The 15,039-nt window shown below is 63.0% G+C and carries 15 protein-coding genes; 12 read left to right on the top strand and 3 right to left on the bottom strand.

Going from position 1 to position 15,039, the window contains the following annotated elements; all coding sequences use genetic code 11:
• The first annotated feature begins 19 nt into the window (after positions 1-19).
• The 3 genes from NMG80_RS17520 to NMG80_RS17510 are packed head-to-tail and all read left to right on the top strand — an operon-like array spanning position 20 to position 3,385.
• Positions 20-1,291 carry a beta-ketoacyl-ACP synthase gene (locus tag NMG80_RS17520; protein WP_254019251.1) on the top strand — a complete coding sequence of 424 codons (1,272 nt, stop codon included), beginning with the start codon at positions 20-22 and terminating at the stop codon, positions 1,289-1,291.
• 34 nt (positions 1,292-1,325) lie between these two features.
• The gene (locus NMG80_RS17515; protein ID WP_254019250.1) at positions 1,326-2,354 is read left to right on the top strand and encodes a zinc-binding dehydrogenase; all 1,029 of its coding nucleotides are present in this window, start codon (positions 1,326-1,328) and stop codon (positions 2,352-2,354) included.
• Between the two features lie 38 nt (positions 2,355-2,392).
• Positions 2,393-3,385: a lipid A biosynthesis lauroyl acyltransferase gene (locus NMG80_RS17510; protein WP_254019249.1), complete on the top strand. Its 993-nt coding sequence runs from the start codon at positions 2,393-2,395 to the stop codon at positions 3,383-3,385.
• 148 nt (positions 3,386-3,533) lie between these two features.
• Here NMG80_RS17510 and NMG80_RS17505 read toward each other — a convergent pair whose 3' ends face one another.
• Complete coding sequence (locus NMG80_RS17505) at positions 3,534-4,166, bottom strand: TetR/AcrR family transcriptional regulator (RefSeq protein ID WP_254019248.1); 633 nt, start codon at positions 4,164-4,166, stop codon at positions 3,534-3,536.
• Positions 4,167-4,287: 121 nt separating this feature from the next.
• Here NMG80_RS17505 and NMG80_RS17500 point away from each other — a divergent pair, with 121 nt between their 5' ends.
• Positions 4,288-4,887 (top strand): SDR family NAD(P)-dependent oxidoreductase, encoded by a 600-nt coding sequence (locus NMG80_RS17500; protein ID WP_254019247.1) that lies wholly within the window; start codon positions 4,288-4,290, stop codon positions 4,885-4,887.
• A 437-nt stretch (positions 4,888-5,324) separates the two neighbouring features.
• On the opposite strand, the gene NMG80_RS17495 is transcribed toward NMG80_RS17500, so the two are convergent.
• Entirely contained in the window at positions 5,325-5,753 is a 429-nt protein-coding gene (locus NMG80_RS17495) for a L,D-transpeptidase (RefSeq protein WP_254019246.1), read from the bottom strand.
• A gap of 230 nt (positions 5,754-5,983) precedes the next feature.
• Here NMG80_RS17495 and NMG80_RS17490 point away from each other — a divergent pair, with 230 nt between their 5' ends.
• From NMG80_RS17490 to NMG80_RS17470, 5 genes are all read left to right on the top strand, one after another.
• On the top strand, positions 5,984-7,264 hold the full coding sequence (locus tag NMG80_RS17490) for an acetylornithine deacetylase/succinyl-diaminopimelate desuccinylase family protein (protein WP_254019245.1): 1,281 nt from the start codon (positions 5,984-5,986) through the stop codon (positions 7,262-7,264).
• 103 nt (positions 7,265-7,367) lie between these two features.
• The gene (locus NMG80_RS17485) at positions 7,368-8,846 is read left to right on the top strand and encodes an ABC transporter substrate-binding protein (protein WP_254019244.1); all 1,479 of its coding nucleotides are present in this window, start codon (positions 7,368-7,370) and stop codon (positions 8,844-8,846) included.
• 23 nt (positions 8,847-8,869) lie between these two features.
• The gene (locus NMG80_RS17480) at positions 8,870-9,817 is read left to right on the top strand and encodes an ABC transporter permease (RefSeq protein ID WP_254019243.1); all 948 of its coding nucleotides are present in this window, start codon (positions 8,870-8,872) and stop codon (positions 9,815-9,817) included.
• Positions 9,814-10,683, top strand: coding sequence for an ABC transporter permease (locus NMG80_RS17475; RefSeq protein WP_254019242.1), 870 nt, complete (start codon positions 9,814-9,816; stop codon positions 10,681-10,683). Before NMG80_RS17480 ends, NMG80_RS17475 begins: the two co-directional genes overlap by 4 nt.
• Positions 10,680-12,344 carry an ABC transporter ATP-binding protein gene (locus NMG80_RS17470; RefSeq protein ID WP_254019241.1) on the top strand — a complete coding sequence of 555 codons (1,665 nt, stop codon included), beginning with the start codon at positions 10,680-10,682 and terminating at the stop codon, positions 12,342-12,344. Before NMG80_RS17475 ends, NMG80_RS17470 begins: the two co-directional genes overlap by 4 nt.
• Positions 12,345-12,366: 22 nt before the next feature.
• Here NMG80_RS17470 and NMG80_RS17465 read toward each other — a convergent pair whose 3' ends face one another.
• Positions 12,367-12,798 carry a TerB family tellurite resistance protein gene (locus NMG80_RS17465; protein ID WP_254019240.1) on the bottom strand — a complete coding sequence of 144 codons (432 nt, stop codon included), beginning with the start codon at positions 12,796-12,798 and terminating at the stop codon, positions 12,367-12,369.
• 478 nt (positions 12,799-13,276) lie between these two features.
• Between NMG80_RS17465 and NMG80_RS17460 the strand changes: the two genes are divergently transcribed.
• From NMG80_RS17460 to NMG80_RS17450, 3 genes are all read left to right on the top strand, one after another.
• Positions 13,277-13,447 (top strand): hypothetical protein, encoded by a 171-nt coding sequence (locus tag NMG80_RS17460; protein WP_254019239.1) that lies wholly within the window; start codon positions 13,277-13,279, stop codon positions 13,445-13,447.
• 100 nt (positions 13,448-13,547) lie between these two features.
• Complete coding sequence (locus tag NMG80_RS17455) at positions 13,548-14,381, top strand: helix-turn-helix domain-containing protein (protein WP_254019238.1); 834 nt, start codon at positions 13,548-13,550, stop codon at positions 14,379-14,381.
• A 105-nt stretch (positions 14,382-14,486) separates the two neighbouring features.
• On the top strand, positions 14,487-14,906 hold the full coding sequence (locus NMG80_RS17450) for a VOC family protein (RefSeq protein WP_254019237.1): 420 nt from the start codon (positions 14,487-14,489) through the stop codon (positions 14,904-14,906).
• Positions 14,907-15,039 lie beyond the last annotated feature (133 nt).

Raw genomic sequence — 15,039 nt, 5'->3', positions numbered from 1 at the left:
GGGGTGTCAGGGTAAAAATATGGCCAATCTGAACGACCACATGGGCAGGCCGATCGTCGCCGTCACCGGTATCGGCGTGGTGACGTCGCTGGGCGTCGGCAAGGCCGACAATTGGGCAGCGCTCACCGCGGGCGTCTCCGGCATCCATCCGATCACCCGCTTTCCGGTCGACCATCTGAACACCCGGATCTCCGGCATGGTCGATTTCCTGCCGTCGAGCTCCAGGGGCGCTTCGCTTCTTACCTACGACCTCGCCGAGATCGCCGCGCAGGAAGCCGTTGCCGAAGCCGGCCTTGATTGGGGCGATTTCGGCGGGCCGCTTTTCCTTGCCTCGCCGCCGGTCGAGCTCGACTGGAGCGAGCGCTTTTCGCTCTACAATTCCGACAAGCACGACGCCGGCGCCGAACGGCTGCTTCGCGTGGCGCGCGGCCTGAAGGGGCTCGACGTTTTCGAGACCACCCAGTTCGGTTCGATCGCCGACCGGCTCGCCGACCGTTTTGGCACGCGCGGCCTGCCGATCACGCTGTCGACGGCCTGCGCCTCGGGCGCCACCTCGATCCAGCTCGGCGTCGAGGCGATCCGCCGCGGCGAATGCGACCGGGCGCTGTCGATCGGCGCCGACGGCTCGGCGACCGCCGAGGCGCTGATCCGTTTCTCGCTGCTTTCGGCGCTCTCCACCCACAACGACATCCCCGAAAAGGCGTCAAAGCCGTTTTCCAGGGATCGCGACGGTTTTGTCCTCGCTGAGGGTTCTGGCGCGCTGGTATTGGAATCGCTGGAGGCAGCACTCGCGCGCGGCGCGACCATTCTCGGCATCCTGCGCGGCTGCGGCGAGAAGGCCGACGACTTCCACCGCACCCGCTCGAAGCCGGACGGCTCGCCGGCGATCGCCGCGGTTCGCGCCGCGCTGGCCGATGCCGGCCTGGGCGAGGACGAGATCGATTATGTCAACGCCCACGGCACCTCGACGCCGGAAAACGACAAGATGGAGCATCTGTCGCTGTCGACCGTGTTCGGCGAGCGGATCGGCTCGATGCCCATCTCGTCAAACAAGTCGATGATCGGCCACACGCTGTCGGCCGCCGGCGCCGTCGAGGCGGCATTTTCGCTGATGACCATGCGCGAAAGCGTCATTCCGCCGACCATCAATTACGACAATCCCGATCCGGCGATCGTGCTCGACGTGGTGCCGAACCAGAAGCGCAACGCCGAGGTCGGCACGGTGCTGTCGAACTCCTTCGGCTTCGGCGGCCAGAACACCTGCCTTGTCATGGCGCGGGAACCGGTCTAAGCGACCGTTCTTCGCAACAGAACCGACAGGCCTAATGCGCGCATTGCAACTTATCGAGGACCGCCGCCTTGAAACGGTGGACCTGCCGCCCCCGCCGCAGCCCTCGTTGGGGGAAGTGACGCTGCGCATCAAGGCGGTGGCGCTCAATCATATCGACGTCTGGGGCTGGCGCGGCATGGCCTTCGCCAAGCGCAAATTGCCGCTGGTCGTCGGCGCCGAAGCTTCGGGCGAGGTCGAAGCGGTCGGCCCCGGCGTCTCCAGCCTTGTCCCCGGGCAGCTTGTGTCGATCTACGGTGCGCGCACCTGCGGGCTTTGCCGTGCCTGCCGCGAAGGCCGCGACAATTTGTGCGAACATGTCTCGGGCGTTCACGGCTTCCATCTCGACGGCTTTGCGCAAGAGAAGATAAACCTGCCGGCACGCCTGCTGGTCCCTGCCCCCCCCGGCGTGACCGACATCGGCGCCGCCGTCGCGCCCGTAACCTTCGGTACGGTCGAGCACATGCTGTTCGACAATGCCAGGCTGCAGCCCGGCGAAACCATCCTGATCCATGCCGGCGGCTCGGGCATCGGCTCCGCCGCGATCCAACTGGCTAAGAAAATGGGCTGCACCGTGATCACCACGGTCGGCTCGAACGACAAGATCGACAAGGCGAAAGTGCTTGGCGCCGATCACGTCATCAACTATCGCGACGACCGTTTCGAAGGCGTCGTGCGCAAGCTGACGAGGAAGAAGGGCGTCGACGTCGTCTTCGAGCATGTCGGCGCCGACACCTTTGCCGCCTCGATGCTGTGCCTGAAACGCGGCGGCCGCCTGGTGACCTGCGGCTCGACCTCGGGCGTGTCGACGCAGATCAATCTGATGCAGTTGTTCCAGCAGCAGCTGAAGCTGCTCGGCTCGTTCGGCTGCCGCATGCAAAACATGGCCGACGCCATGCAAAAAATGGCAGCGGGGATGGTTTCTCCGGTCATCGACACCGAAGTCGGCTTCGGCGACATCGACGCCGCGCTGAAGCGCATGGAAGGCCGCGACGTGTTCGGCAAGATCATCCTGCGCGTCGGTTAGACCATGATGCTGCCATCTGAAAACATCATGGTCTAGGAATGGTCGGCAACGCCTTCAAGAAGCTCCGGCGGGACTTGGCGTTCCGCCACGGCAGGCGGCTGAGCCAGTTCAACTACTGGCTGCTGGCGCGCCTCGCGATGACGATGATTTGGCTGCTGCGCCTGCTGCCGGTCGACAGCGCGCTCAATTTCGCCGACCGCGCCGCCCGCCGCATTGGTCCGTGGGTGGGGCGTCACAACGTCGCCATCGCCAATCTGCGCAAGGCTTACCCCCAGAAGAGCGACAGCGAGATCCAGACCATCGCTTTCGACATGTGGGGCAACATGGCTCGCCTCGCTGCGGAATACATTTTTCTCGACGACCTGTTCGATTACGATCCCGCCGCGACCAAACCGGGCCGCGTCGAGGTCAAGGGGATCGAGCACTTCGTGCATATCGCCGGCGAGCAAAAGCCGCATATCATCTTCACCGGACATCTCGGAAATTTCGAACTGCTTCCGGTGGCGGCAGCCACTTTCGGCATGAACATCACCGCGCTGTTTCGTCCGCCCAACAACCCTTACCTTGCCGACTACATCCTCTCGACGCGTCGCTCGACCATGGGCTCGCTTCTGCCCTCCTCGACCGGCGCTTCATTCGCGCTGGCGGCCATCCTGGAGAAGGGCGGCAATATCGGCGTGCTCGTCGACCAGAAATTCTCGGGCGGGCTCGAAACGACGTTCTTCGGCCGCCCCTGCCAGAGCAACCGGGTCCTGGGCACCCTGGCTCGGCACTATGACTGTGACGTCTATCCGGCGCGCTGCATGCGCTTGCCAGGCAACCGCTTCCGGCTCGAGATCGAGGACAAACTGAACTTGCCGCGCAGCGCCGGCGGCAGTGTCGACGTCCATGCCACCACCCAGCTGCTCAACGACGTGGTCGAGCGCTGGGTGCGCGAGGATCCCGGCCAGTGGATGTGGTTCCACAAAAGATGGGAAATCAGCGGCCGGCGCAAAAAGCGCAAGCGGGCGAGACAGCGCGGCGAAGCCTGAGCGGCAGGACGAGAGGCAGCGCCAGTCGACTTGACAAATGACGGCAGCTATGCTAGGAATTTAAGCATAGTGTTGATCTGCGCTCCGCCCTCTGAGGCGGGTTTTTTTGTTTCGGTTGGATCGCTCGACCGTCGCCCCTCCGTGAAGCCTAGATGTCCGAACCAACCGAAGGGGCGCCATAGCGAAGCCCATCCACCAGCAAGCCAACCATGCGTCGTGCTTGCTCGGGGCCTCCGCCGTAGCGGTCTGGTGAGCAGAGCCTGGCAATCGCGAACAATAATTCTTTCGCATCAACGTCCGAGCGAACATCGCCCGCTTCGGTCGCGGCATCCAGCAAGCTCTGCAGCGCGGGCCGAAGTTTCTCAAGAAAATACAGCGGCAAGGACTCATATGCCGGATCGCCTGAGGAGAAGGCCGCGGCGAGTCCACGCTTGGCAGCGATAAAGTCCACGTAACGCTGCATCCATCGGGCGAGCGCTTCGCCGGGTTCATATTCGGCCGCAATGGCGGATGCAGCATTTGCGCAGGCATCCACTTCGTTACGGAAGACCGCCACGATCAGATCCGAGCGCTGCGGAAAATGCCGATAGAGCGTACCCACGCCAACGCCGGCCTTATCGGCGATCTCTCGCACCGGAGCATCGACCCCCGAAGCTGCAAACACTGCCATTGCTGCTTCGAGCAGCGCCTTGGAGTTGCGTTGCGCGTCCGCACGCACGCGCCGATCCGTCGAGTTTACGGGCTCCAAGCCACCACCCCGCTCCTGCGATTTGTCGTCCATGATTTTTCCACTTGATAAACGGAACTATGTTCCGTATAAAACGGAATGCGGTTCCGATTTGGAAAATTAGCACAGCATGGCGCCCTTGCCTACACCGTCAATGCAAAAAGAGGAGATCACCATGCGGGTCAAACCCATTGCCCTGGTCACTGCGGCCAACACGGGAATCGGTCTCAAAATCGCCAAGGATCTGGCGACGCACGGCCTCACCGTGCTCGTAGGGTCGCGTAAGCTCGAGCATGCGGAGGCGGCTGCAAAGAGCGTCGGAGCGCATGCCCTTGCCCTCCAACTCGATGTCACGAACCAGGCCTCGATCGCCGCCGCGAAAAAGCGCATCCGTAACGAATTCGGTCGCCTCGACGTCCTGGTGAACAATGCAGGCATTTCCCAGGGAAAGCAGGGCATCTCGCATGCGGCGTCCCTCGACGAGCTAGGCGCGGTGTTCGAGACCAACGTGTTCGGCGTCGTCGCCGTCACGCAGGCGATGTTGCGGCTCCTCAGTGAAGCGCCAGCGGCACGCATCGTCAGCGTCGACCCGTCCAATCCACAGCGCGCATTGTTCGGCTCTGTTTACAGCCCTTCGAAGACTGCCCTGGATGCGACGACGCTCGCCTTCGCCATCGAATTTGAGGACGCTGGCGCCGACGCTGCCTGCCCCGGCTTCACTTCGATGAACCTCAACAAATTCGAGGGTACCCGCACGGCCGAACGGGCCGCGTGAGCCCTTCGCCTCGCGCTCCTCGACGCGAACGGGCCCGATGGGCACGTTCCCGAACCAGGACGCGCCGTTCCCGCGGTGGCGCAGACCCTGGGGACCCATTCCGTTACCTCGGAGCGCTGCTGCGGTGCAGAACCTTTGATCGCGGAGGGACAGCGCCCTGGACAGCGCCCCCCTCTGTCCTGCCGGACATCTCCCCCACTTGGGGGGAGATCGGCAGCTTCGCGGACAGCGTCCTTTTTGCAAGGTTGGTGGTTGGCGAAATCAGTGATGAAGGCCAATCTCCCCCCTCGTGGGGGAGATGTCCGGCAGGACAGAGGGGGGCGCGAAGGATCGCTACAGAGCGCCTTTATTCTGAGCCGCAGCATCTTCGGCTGATGAGCGCTGCTGCGGTGCAGAACCTTTGATCGATTGGCCTTCATTCTCGGGCCTCGCTGGACTTAGTTGGTCACCACGATCCGCGTGTTGCGGAAGCCGGCTTGCCGCACCATCGCATAGAACGCGGCGGCATTGCGGGGATGCAGCCGCACGCAGCCATGCGACGCCGGGCGCCCGAGAGATTTTACCGCGCCGGTGCCGTGGATGGCGTAGCCGCCGCGGTAGAACACCGAATGAGGCATCGGCGACATGTCGTATTTGCGCGAATACCACATCCGTGCCGTTCGTTGCGGCCGGTAGCTACCGCGCGGCGTGATATAGCCTTTGCGCGCCGTCGATACGCGCCATCGGTAAACCGCCTGGCCGTATCTTACAGTCATCGTCTGTGATGACACGTCGATCCTTGCAACCAGCTTGGCTGCCCAGCCCTCGACCGAAGAACCGAGCAGCATCGTTGCCAGTAACGCTGCCATGAGAACGGTCTTTTTCATGCGATCAAACCCCCTTTGATTGCTCTTGCCTGCCTGCCTTCACGCTATCCTTCATCTTTTAATCGCAAGTGAATGAGGTAACCACACACCTCTGACGAATTCACCAATCCAAAGCAGCGAATTTGAACGATTTCCCGCGATAGTTGCTATGACGGCACGTAACCAAGTAACTAGGGCGCGACCCGCAAACAGGCTTGCCAAAACGCACCGTTGGCTGCTCAATTCGTCGAATGAACGATCTCCTGCTGAAAGCGGTCGATTATCGGGTCGACGACCTGGTCGCGCTGACCGCGGACCTGATCCGCTTTCCGACCATCAATCCGCCCGGCGAAGCCTACCGGCCATGCGCCGAATATGTTGGGGCGCGGCTGAAGAAGCGCGGTTTCGAAGTTGAATTCATCCGGGCCGAAGGCACGCCCGGCGACACCGACCGCTACCCGCGCGTCAACGTCGTCGCCCGCTTCGCTGGCCGCTCGCCCGGCGCCTGCGTGCATTTCAACTCGCATATCGACGTGGTCGAAGCCGGCGACGGCTGGAGCCTCGATCCCTTCGCCGGCATCGTCAGGGATGGCAAGGTCTATGGCCGCGGCGCCTGCGACATGAAGGGCGGCCTGGCCTCCTCGATCATCGCCACTGAAGCCTTCATGGAGGTGTTCCCCGATTTCCCCGGCGCCATCGAGATTTCGGGCACGGTCGACGAGGAGTCCGGCGGCTTCGGCGGCGTCGCCCATCTGGCCAAGCTCGGCTATTTTTCCAAGCCGAGAGTCGATCACGTCATCATTCCCGAGCCGTTGAACAAGGACCGCATCTGCCTGGGCCATCGGGGCGTGTGGTGGGCGGAGATCGAGACCAAGGGCGAGATCGCGCACGGCTCGATGCCGTTCCTCGGCGACAATGCGGTGCGCCACATGGGCGCCGTGCTAAGGGCTTTCGAGGACGAGCTGTTCCCGGCGCTCGACCGCAAGGTGACGCGCATGCCTGTCGTGCCCGAGGGGGCAAAGCGCTCGACCATGAACATCAACTCGATCCATGGCGGCCAGACCGAGGATTTCCGGCCCGGCCTGCCCTCGCCCAATGTCCCCGATTCCTGCCGGCTGACCATCGACCGCCGCTTCCTGCTCGAGGAGGACCTTGGCACGGTCAAGAGCGAGGTGACCGATATCCTCGACCGGCTGAAGCGCGAGCGCAAGAAATTCGACTACGAGATCCGCGATCTCATGGAGGTGCTGCCGCTGATGACCGAGCGCGATGCGCCGGTGGTCAAGGCAGTGGCGCAGGGCATCTTGGAGATATTCGACCGCGAGCCCGACTACGTGATCTCGCCCGGCACCTACGACCAGAAGCACATTGCCCGCATCGGCCACATCTATGACTGCATCGCCTATGGCCCGGGCATTCTCGACCTCGCCCATAGGCCCGACGAATGGGTTGGGATATCAGACATGGTCGAATCGGCCAAGGTGATGGCGATCGGGCTCAACGTACTGCTCAGGGGCGCGGGCGCTCGGTAGTCGGTGACGGGCGGAAACACGAAACGCAATTTACTCCTTGGCGAAATCACGCTTCTATCCACCGGGTTTCGAGCATGTTTTTGAGCATATCGGGAGTTGCACGATGAAATTGTGGAAAACCATTCTCACCGCTGCGGCCCTGGTGCTGGCCAACGGCGCCTCGGCGCTTGCCGCGCGGACCGATCTGGTCATCGGCATTACGCTTGAGCCTCCGCATCTCGATCCTACCGCAGGCGCTGCGGCCGCGATCGACGAAGTGCTTTACGCCAATGTGTTCGAGGGGCTGACCCGCATCGGTGCGGACGGCGAGGTTCTGCCGGCTCTGGCCGAAAGCTGGACCGTTTCCGACGACGGCAAGGTCTACACTTTCAAGCTGCATAGCGGCGTTAAATTCCATGACGGCACCGACTTCAATGCCGACGACGTCAAATTCTCGCTCGACCGCGCCCGTGCCGACAACTCCGTCAACGCGCAAAAGGGCCTGTTCGCCGCCATCGATACCGTCGAGGTGGTCGACCCGGCGACGGTCAGGATCACGCTGAAGAACCCGCAAAGTTCCTTCCTCTATAATATGGGCTGGGGCGACGCGGTCATCGTCGCGCCGGAGACAGCCGACACCAACAAGGAAAAGCCTGTCGGCACCGGCCCGTTCAAATTCCAGAACTGGGCCAAGGGCTCGTCGATCACGCTGATCAGGTCCGACGCTTACTGGGGTGCCCCGGTGTCCCTCGACAAGGCCGAGTTCCGCATCGTCACGGATGCCGCAGCCGCCGTGCCGGCGCTGCTTTCCGGCGATGTTCAGGCCTTCCCCTTCTTCGATCCCGACAGCGTCGCCCAGATCCAGGGCGACCCGCGCTTCAAGGTGGTGATCGGCGCGACCGAGGGGGAGACCATCCTTTCGATGAACAACAAGAAGCCGCCTTTCGACAGACTGCAGGTCAGGCAGGCGATTTCGTTTGCGCTCGACCGCAAGGCGATCATCGACGGCGCCTCGGCCGGCCTTGGCGTGCCGATCGGCTCGCATATGTCGCCCGCCAACAAGTCCTATGTCGATCTCACCGGCCTCTATCCGCACAATGTCGACAAGGCCAGGGAACTCTTGAAGGAAGCCGGCCTGGAGAACGGCTTCAAGGCGACGCTTAAACTGCCGCCACCCCCCTATGCGCGACTTGGCGGCGAGATCATCGCGTCGCAGCTTCGCGATGTCGGCATCGACCTGCAGATCGTGCCCGTGGAATGGGCGCAGTGGCTGGACCAGGTCTTCACCAAGAAGGACTACGACCTGACCATCGTTTCCCACACCGAGCCCAACGACATCGATATCTATTCGCGCAAGGATTATTACTTCAACTATGACAACCAGACCTTCGACAAGATCATCGCCGATCTGAACCTCACCTCCGACGAGGCCAAGCGCATGACGCTGCTCGGCGAGGCGCAGAAGATACTGACCGATGATGCCGTGGTCGGCTTCCTCTACGAACTGCCGAAAGTCGGCGTCTGGGACGCCAAGCTCGAGGGTTTTTGGGAAAATGCCCCGATCCAGGCCAATGATCTGACCAAGGTGAAGTGGACGGAGTGAGGCGGCGCAGCGGTCCTGCCGTCATGACCACCTATCTTCTCAAACGTCTTACCATCGCCCTCATCACGCTGGTTCTGGCCTCGATGGTGGTCTTCGCCGTGCTAGAGATCATTCCCGGTGACCCAGCGCGGCTGATGCTGGGCATGAACGCCAGCGCCGACCAGGTCGAGTTGCTGCGCAACCAGATGGGTCTCAACGCGCCCGTTGCGCTGCGCTATCTGCACTGGGCCGGCGGCTTGCTGAGCCTCGATTTCGGCCGTTCCTACACCTATTCGGTGCCGGTCATTGACCTGGTCCGCGAGCGCATCGTGGTCTCTTTGCCGCTGGCGCTGATCGCGCTGGCGCTGTCCACCGTCATCGCCATTCCGGTCGGGCTGTTTTCCGCCGGCCGGCACGGACGGGCCGGCGACACTATCGCGATGGGCGCCGCCCAGCTTGGTGTCGCCGTGCCGAACTTCTGGTTTGCGCTGATGCTGATCTACCTGTTTGCCGTCTGGCTGCGGCTGGTGCCGGCCGGCGGCTTTCCTGGCTGGAGCGCCGGCGTCTGGCCGGCGCTGAAATCGCTGGTCCTGCCGGCGATCGCGCTCGCTCTGCCGCAAGCGGCGATCCTCGCCCGCGTCACCCGTTCGGCGCTGATCGACGTGCTGAATGAGGACTATATCCGCACTGCCCGCGCCAAGGGCCTGCCCTATCGCGCGGTGTTGTGGCGGCACGCGCTGCGCAACGCGATGATCCCGGTGCTGACCATTCTCGGCCTGCAGTTCGCCTTCCTGCTCGCCGGCACCATCATCATCGAGAACGTCTTTTATCTCCCCGGCCTCGGCCGGCTGGTGTTCCAGGCGATCACCCAGCGCGACCTGATCGTCGTCGAAAGCGTCGTCATGCTGCTGGTCGCCGCCGTGATCGCCGTCAACCTGCTTGTCGATCTCTCCTATGCGGTCGTCGATCCGCGCCTGAGGAGCCGCCAATGACGTTGCGCTTCCACATCCCGGAGGAAAATTTTGCCGACATCCTCGTCAAGGCTTTCACCAACCGATCGTTCCTCACCGGCTTCGTCATCACTGCACTGGTGGCGGCGGTCGCCATCGTCTCGTTCTTCTGGACGCCTTTTGACGTCACCAGGCTGATCATCGCCGACAAGACCCAGGCACCCTCGCCGGCGCACTGGTTCGGCACCGACCATTTCGGCCGCGACATTTTTTCCATGATCATGGTCGGCGCCCGCAATTCGATCGCCGTGGCGCTGGTGGCGGTCGGTATCGGCATGGGCGTCGGCGTGCCGCTCGGCGCCCTTGCGGCGGCGCGCGGCGGCATCGTCGACGAAGCGGTGATGCGGCTGAACGATCTCGTCTTCGCCTTCCCTGCCCTTTTGTCGGCGATCATGATCACCGCTATCTTCGGCCCGGGCGCGCTCAACGCCATCATCGCCATCGGCATTTTCAACATCCCGGTCTTCGCCCGCGTCGCCCGGGCCGGCGCGCTGGCGATCTGGCCGCGCGAATTCATCCTCGCCGCGCGCGCCGCCGGAAAAGGCAAAGCACTGATCACCATCGAACATGTGCTGCCCAACATCGTCACTTTGCTCCTGGTGCAAGGCACCATCCAGTTCGCGCTCGGCATCCTGGCCGAAGCTGGGCTTTCCTATGTCGGGCTCGGCACACAGCCACCGATGCCGAGCTGGGGACGGATGCTGTTCGACGCGCAGACGCGCATGGTGGCGGCGCCGTGGATGGCGATCTTTCCAGGCATGGCGATCGTCGTCACCGTGCTTGGACTGAACTTGCTCGGCGACGGTATTGCCGACATCCTCGACCCGAAATCGCGGCGGCAGCGATGAGCCTGCTCGAAATCGAGAAATTGTCGCTGACGATCGGCGACACGCCGATTCTGAGGGATGTCGAACTCTCCGTCGCGCCCGGCGAGGTGATGGGACTGGTCGGCGAATCCGGCTCGGGCAAATCGATCACGGCATTGACGGTGATGCGGCTTCTGCCCTGGGCGGCGCGCGCCAGCGGGCGCGTCGCCTTCGACGGCATCGACATCCTTGCGGCCAGCGAAGACCAGATGTGCGCGCTGCGCGGCGACGATATCGGCATGGTTTTCCAGGAACCGATGACGGCGCTGAACCCGGTCAAGACCATTGGCGAGCAGGTCGCCGAAGGCATCCGCTGGCACACCAGGGCAAGCCGCGCCGACGCCGAGGACCGCGCCCGAAAAATGCTCGACCGGGTTGGCCTGCCCTCAGCGCAATTCCCGCTGTCGCGCTATCCGCACGAGCTTTCCGGCGGCCAGCGCCAGCGTGTCGTCATCGCCATTGCCTGCGCGCTGAAACCAAAACTGCTGATCGCCGACGAGCCGACGACGGCGCTCGACGTCGTGCTGCAGGCGCAGATCCTCGATCTGTTGCGCGACCTGGTCGCCGAAAACCGCATGGGCCTGCTGTTGATCTCGCACGACCTCGCGGTGGTGACCGAAATGGCGGAGCGCATCACGATCCTGCGCCACGGCGAAGTGATGGAGGCCGGCGACACGGCGCGCACTTTATCCGAGCAGCTTCATCCCTACACGCGGCAGCTGGCGCAGGCCTCGATGCATGTGCCGGCGCGTGCCAGGACGCACGAAGTCGGCCAAGGCAACCCCCTGCTCCAGGTTGCCAATCCTCTTCTTCAGGTAGCCAAACCTCTTCTTCAGGTAGAGAGCGTGACGCGGGACTATCCGGGACGGCGCAAATCGCTGCTGAAGCGCGCGGCCCCGATCCGCGCCGTCGACGATGTCTCGTTGTCGATCGATCCCGGGCAGTCGGTGGCGCTGGTCGGGCGCTCCGGTTGCGGCAAGTCCACGCTTGCCCGCATGGTCCTGGCGCTGGACGGGCCGACATCGGGAACGATCCGGTTTCGCGGCGAAGTCATCTCCGGCAAGAGCGAGGCGGAGCTCAAGCCGGCGCGCCGCGACATGCAGGTGGTGTTCCAGGATCCATACGGCTCCTTCGATCCGCGCCAGAAGGTCGAAAAACTGGTCGCCGAACCACTGCATGTCCTGGAGAAAAAGCCGACGAATGCGGAGCGGCGCGAGATGGTGGCAAAGGCCTTGCACGAGGTCGGTCTCAGTCCACGCGACATGGACAAATATCCGCACGAATTTTCAGGTGGCCAGCGCCAGCGCCTGTCGATCGCCCGCGCCATCATCACCCGCCCCAAGCTGGTCGTCGCCGACGAGCCGGTCTCGGCGCTCGACGTCTCGATCCGCGCCCAGATTCTCGATCTGTTCGCCGAGCTCAACCAGAAGCTCGGCGTTGCCTATCTGTTCATCACCCACGATCTGACCGTTGCCCGCGCCATCACCGACCAGGTGATGATCATGCATGACGGCAAGATCGTCGAGCGCGGCAGGACGAGCGCGGTTCTCGACCATCCGCAGTCCGAAGCCGCGAAGGCGCTGGTCGCTGCGGTCCCGGACCTGCACCGCGCGATTACCCGGCGGTTACAGGAACAGGGGTGAACAGACGACCGTTGGGAGAGGCTTACTCTTCGGCCTTCACCACATCGGCTGGGCTGATGTCGAGCAAGTCGAGCGTGCGGCGCAAGAGCTGCATCTCTGTCCCGGCAAGTTGCGAATCGGCCTTGGCAATCTCGGCCATATGGCGGGCAAGCAGGCTGCGCCTCTCGACGTCGAGGTCACGGAACTGCGCGATGGCTTGCGAGCCGTTGGTCTCGTAGCCGAACTCGTTGAGATATTCGATGACGCTGTCGATGCTGGCTTCCGGAATGCCGAAGGCTTCCCGGCAGATGCGCCTGAAGGCGGCCATTTCGCTCTCGCTGACCGTGCCGTCGGCCAAAATCATGCGAAACAGCATCAGTAGTTCCGCCGACAGCACAGGATCGTCCGCGACCTTGCGCACGCCGGGGTCGCCTTCGAAGATCGAACGTATCTGGTCCAGCAATGCGAATGCCATCAGCGTCCCCTTTCCGATTCGTTGCAAAATAGGTAGCGCGGAATCGGCCTTGCGCAAACGGGTCGGCTGTGGTTCGAACGGGGCAAATCGCTTCACCGCCACTTCTCCCGTCACTATACGGGCAGGGCAATCGCGTTTGGATTCTTGCGAAGGTAGACCCCCACCCTAACCCTCCCCACAAGGGGGAGGGAACGCTGCCGCGCGCCTTCAACTCCCCTTTGCGCCGAAAGGCAGGCGATTTGCCAAGGTCAGCGCCAACGGAAGTCTCCCTCCCCCTTGTGTGGAGGGGTTAGGGGTGGGGGTACATCGTAGAGCGAAAGCCTCGGATTCCCAGCTGCGATAGCCCTGCGCCGCATCCTTTCTGGCCGTTCCATCATGCTGCTGGCCGACAGGGCGAACCCGCTGCGCACGCTGATTGGTGTGTGAACGGCGCGCCTGATAGGATGCGGTTGTACGAATCATGTCGGAGGAGCCACACATGAATCTCAGTGCGCCTACGCAGCTTATTTTTATCATATCCCTTGTTATCGCCATCATCGGCCTGCTCGCCGCTCTCGGCGTTTTTGCGTTCATTCCCCTGGCCTCGGTGTGGATCGTCCTCATCGCTTATATCGTGCTTGCCGGCGGCTGCCTGGTTCGCGGCGCTTAAGCACTCAGACCTCAGGCAACTCGGAGCGCCCGGCCCACAAGCCGGGCGCTTTTGATTCTGAGGGCTGGTCTGCTACCATCCGCGGACGGAAGGAAAGCTCATGTCTGCCCACAGCGAAGACGGCAGCAAGCACCACAGTCCTGGCCTCGACCAGTTCGAGATGGTGCGGCGTGCGCCCGGGCCTTGGCTCCAGGGTTCAGTCACCGACATCTGCGGTTACCGCGAAACCATGCCCGGCCGGTTCCGCAACGTCGAATATGCATCGCTGACCGTGCCGCTGGTCATCAGCTTTGCCGAACCCTTCGCCATCGGGCTCGGCAAGGAGCCGGGCGACAACGACCGCTTCGCCAGTTTCGCCGCCGGCCTCTATGCCGGTCCGGTGGTGATCGAATCCCTCGGCGGCGCCTGCTGCGTCCAGGTCAATTTCGCCCCGCTCGGCGCCCGACGCTTCTTCGGCCTTGCGATGAGCGAACTGACCGACCGCATGGTCGGCCTCGACGATGTGCTCGGGATTGAAGGCATCGCGCTGCGCGAAAGACTTGGCAATGCGCACGGCTGGAGCGCACGTTTTGCCATCGTCGAGACATTCGTCGCCGCGCGGCTGGCCCAGGCCCGTGAAACGCAGGCCGAAATCGCCTGGGCCTATGACCGGATCATCGTCTCGGGCGGCCGCATTCGCGTCGCATCGCTCGCCGACAGGCTGGGCTGGAGCCGCAAGCATCTCTTGGGAAAATTCTCCAACGCGATCGGCGTCGGCCCCAAGACGCTTTCGCGCATCGTCCGCTTCAACCGGGCGCTCGGCCTGTCAAGGCAGGGCAAATCCGATTGGGCTGATATCGCCGCCGATTGTGGCTATGCCGATCAGGCGCATCTGGTGCGCGAATTCCGCGACCTTGCCGGCGAAACGCCGACGGCGCTCGCCGCCCCGGCATAGAGGCGCAGGGTTCTTTTTCAGGCGCACAGGTAACATTTCTTCAAGACGTGGGAACAGCCTTCGCCCAGACTGGATTATCGTCCAATCCAATTGAAGGAGATCGTCATGACCATGTCAGTCGAACCGCCCAGGCTCTATCCCACCTTGCGCTACCGCAATGCCGCGAAAATGATCGACTGGCTGGGTGAAGCCTTCGGCTTTAGCGTTCATGCCCACTACGGCGAAGGCGACATTGTCCAACACGCCGAACTGACTTTCGGCTCCTCGATGATCATGCTGGGCACTGCACGCGACGACAAGTTCGGCCAGATGATCGGTGCGCCGGGCCCGGGTGGCGGCAAATCGATCTATGTTGCCGTCGACGATGCCGATGCCGCTTATGCCAGAGCAAAAAAGGCCGGCGCCGAAATACTGGAAGAGCTCACCGACCGCGATTATGGCAGCCGCGAGTTCATCTGCAGCGATCCGGAAGGCAATGTCTGGTCGTTTGGCACCTATTGGCCGAACGTTGGTGAGAAAGGCTGAACTGTCAGCTGCACAGGGAATGTGACGGTTGGGGGCACAGAGGCGGCCAAGATTTCACCGTTCGTTTCGGTGGGCTATGCTATCGCAACAATCGGGTTGACCGAAGCCGCCGCCCCCTTCGGTCGAGTAGAGG

This window comes from Mesorhizobium escarrei (assembly GCF_935825525.1).
Lineage (GTDB): Bacteria > Pseudomonadota > Alphaproteobacteria > Rhizobiales > Rhizobiaceae > Mesorhizobium > Mesorhizobium escarrei.
This window is presented reverse-complemented; position numbering and strand designations above follow the sequence as displayed.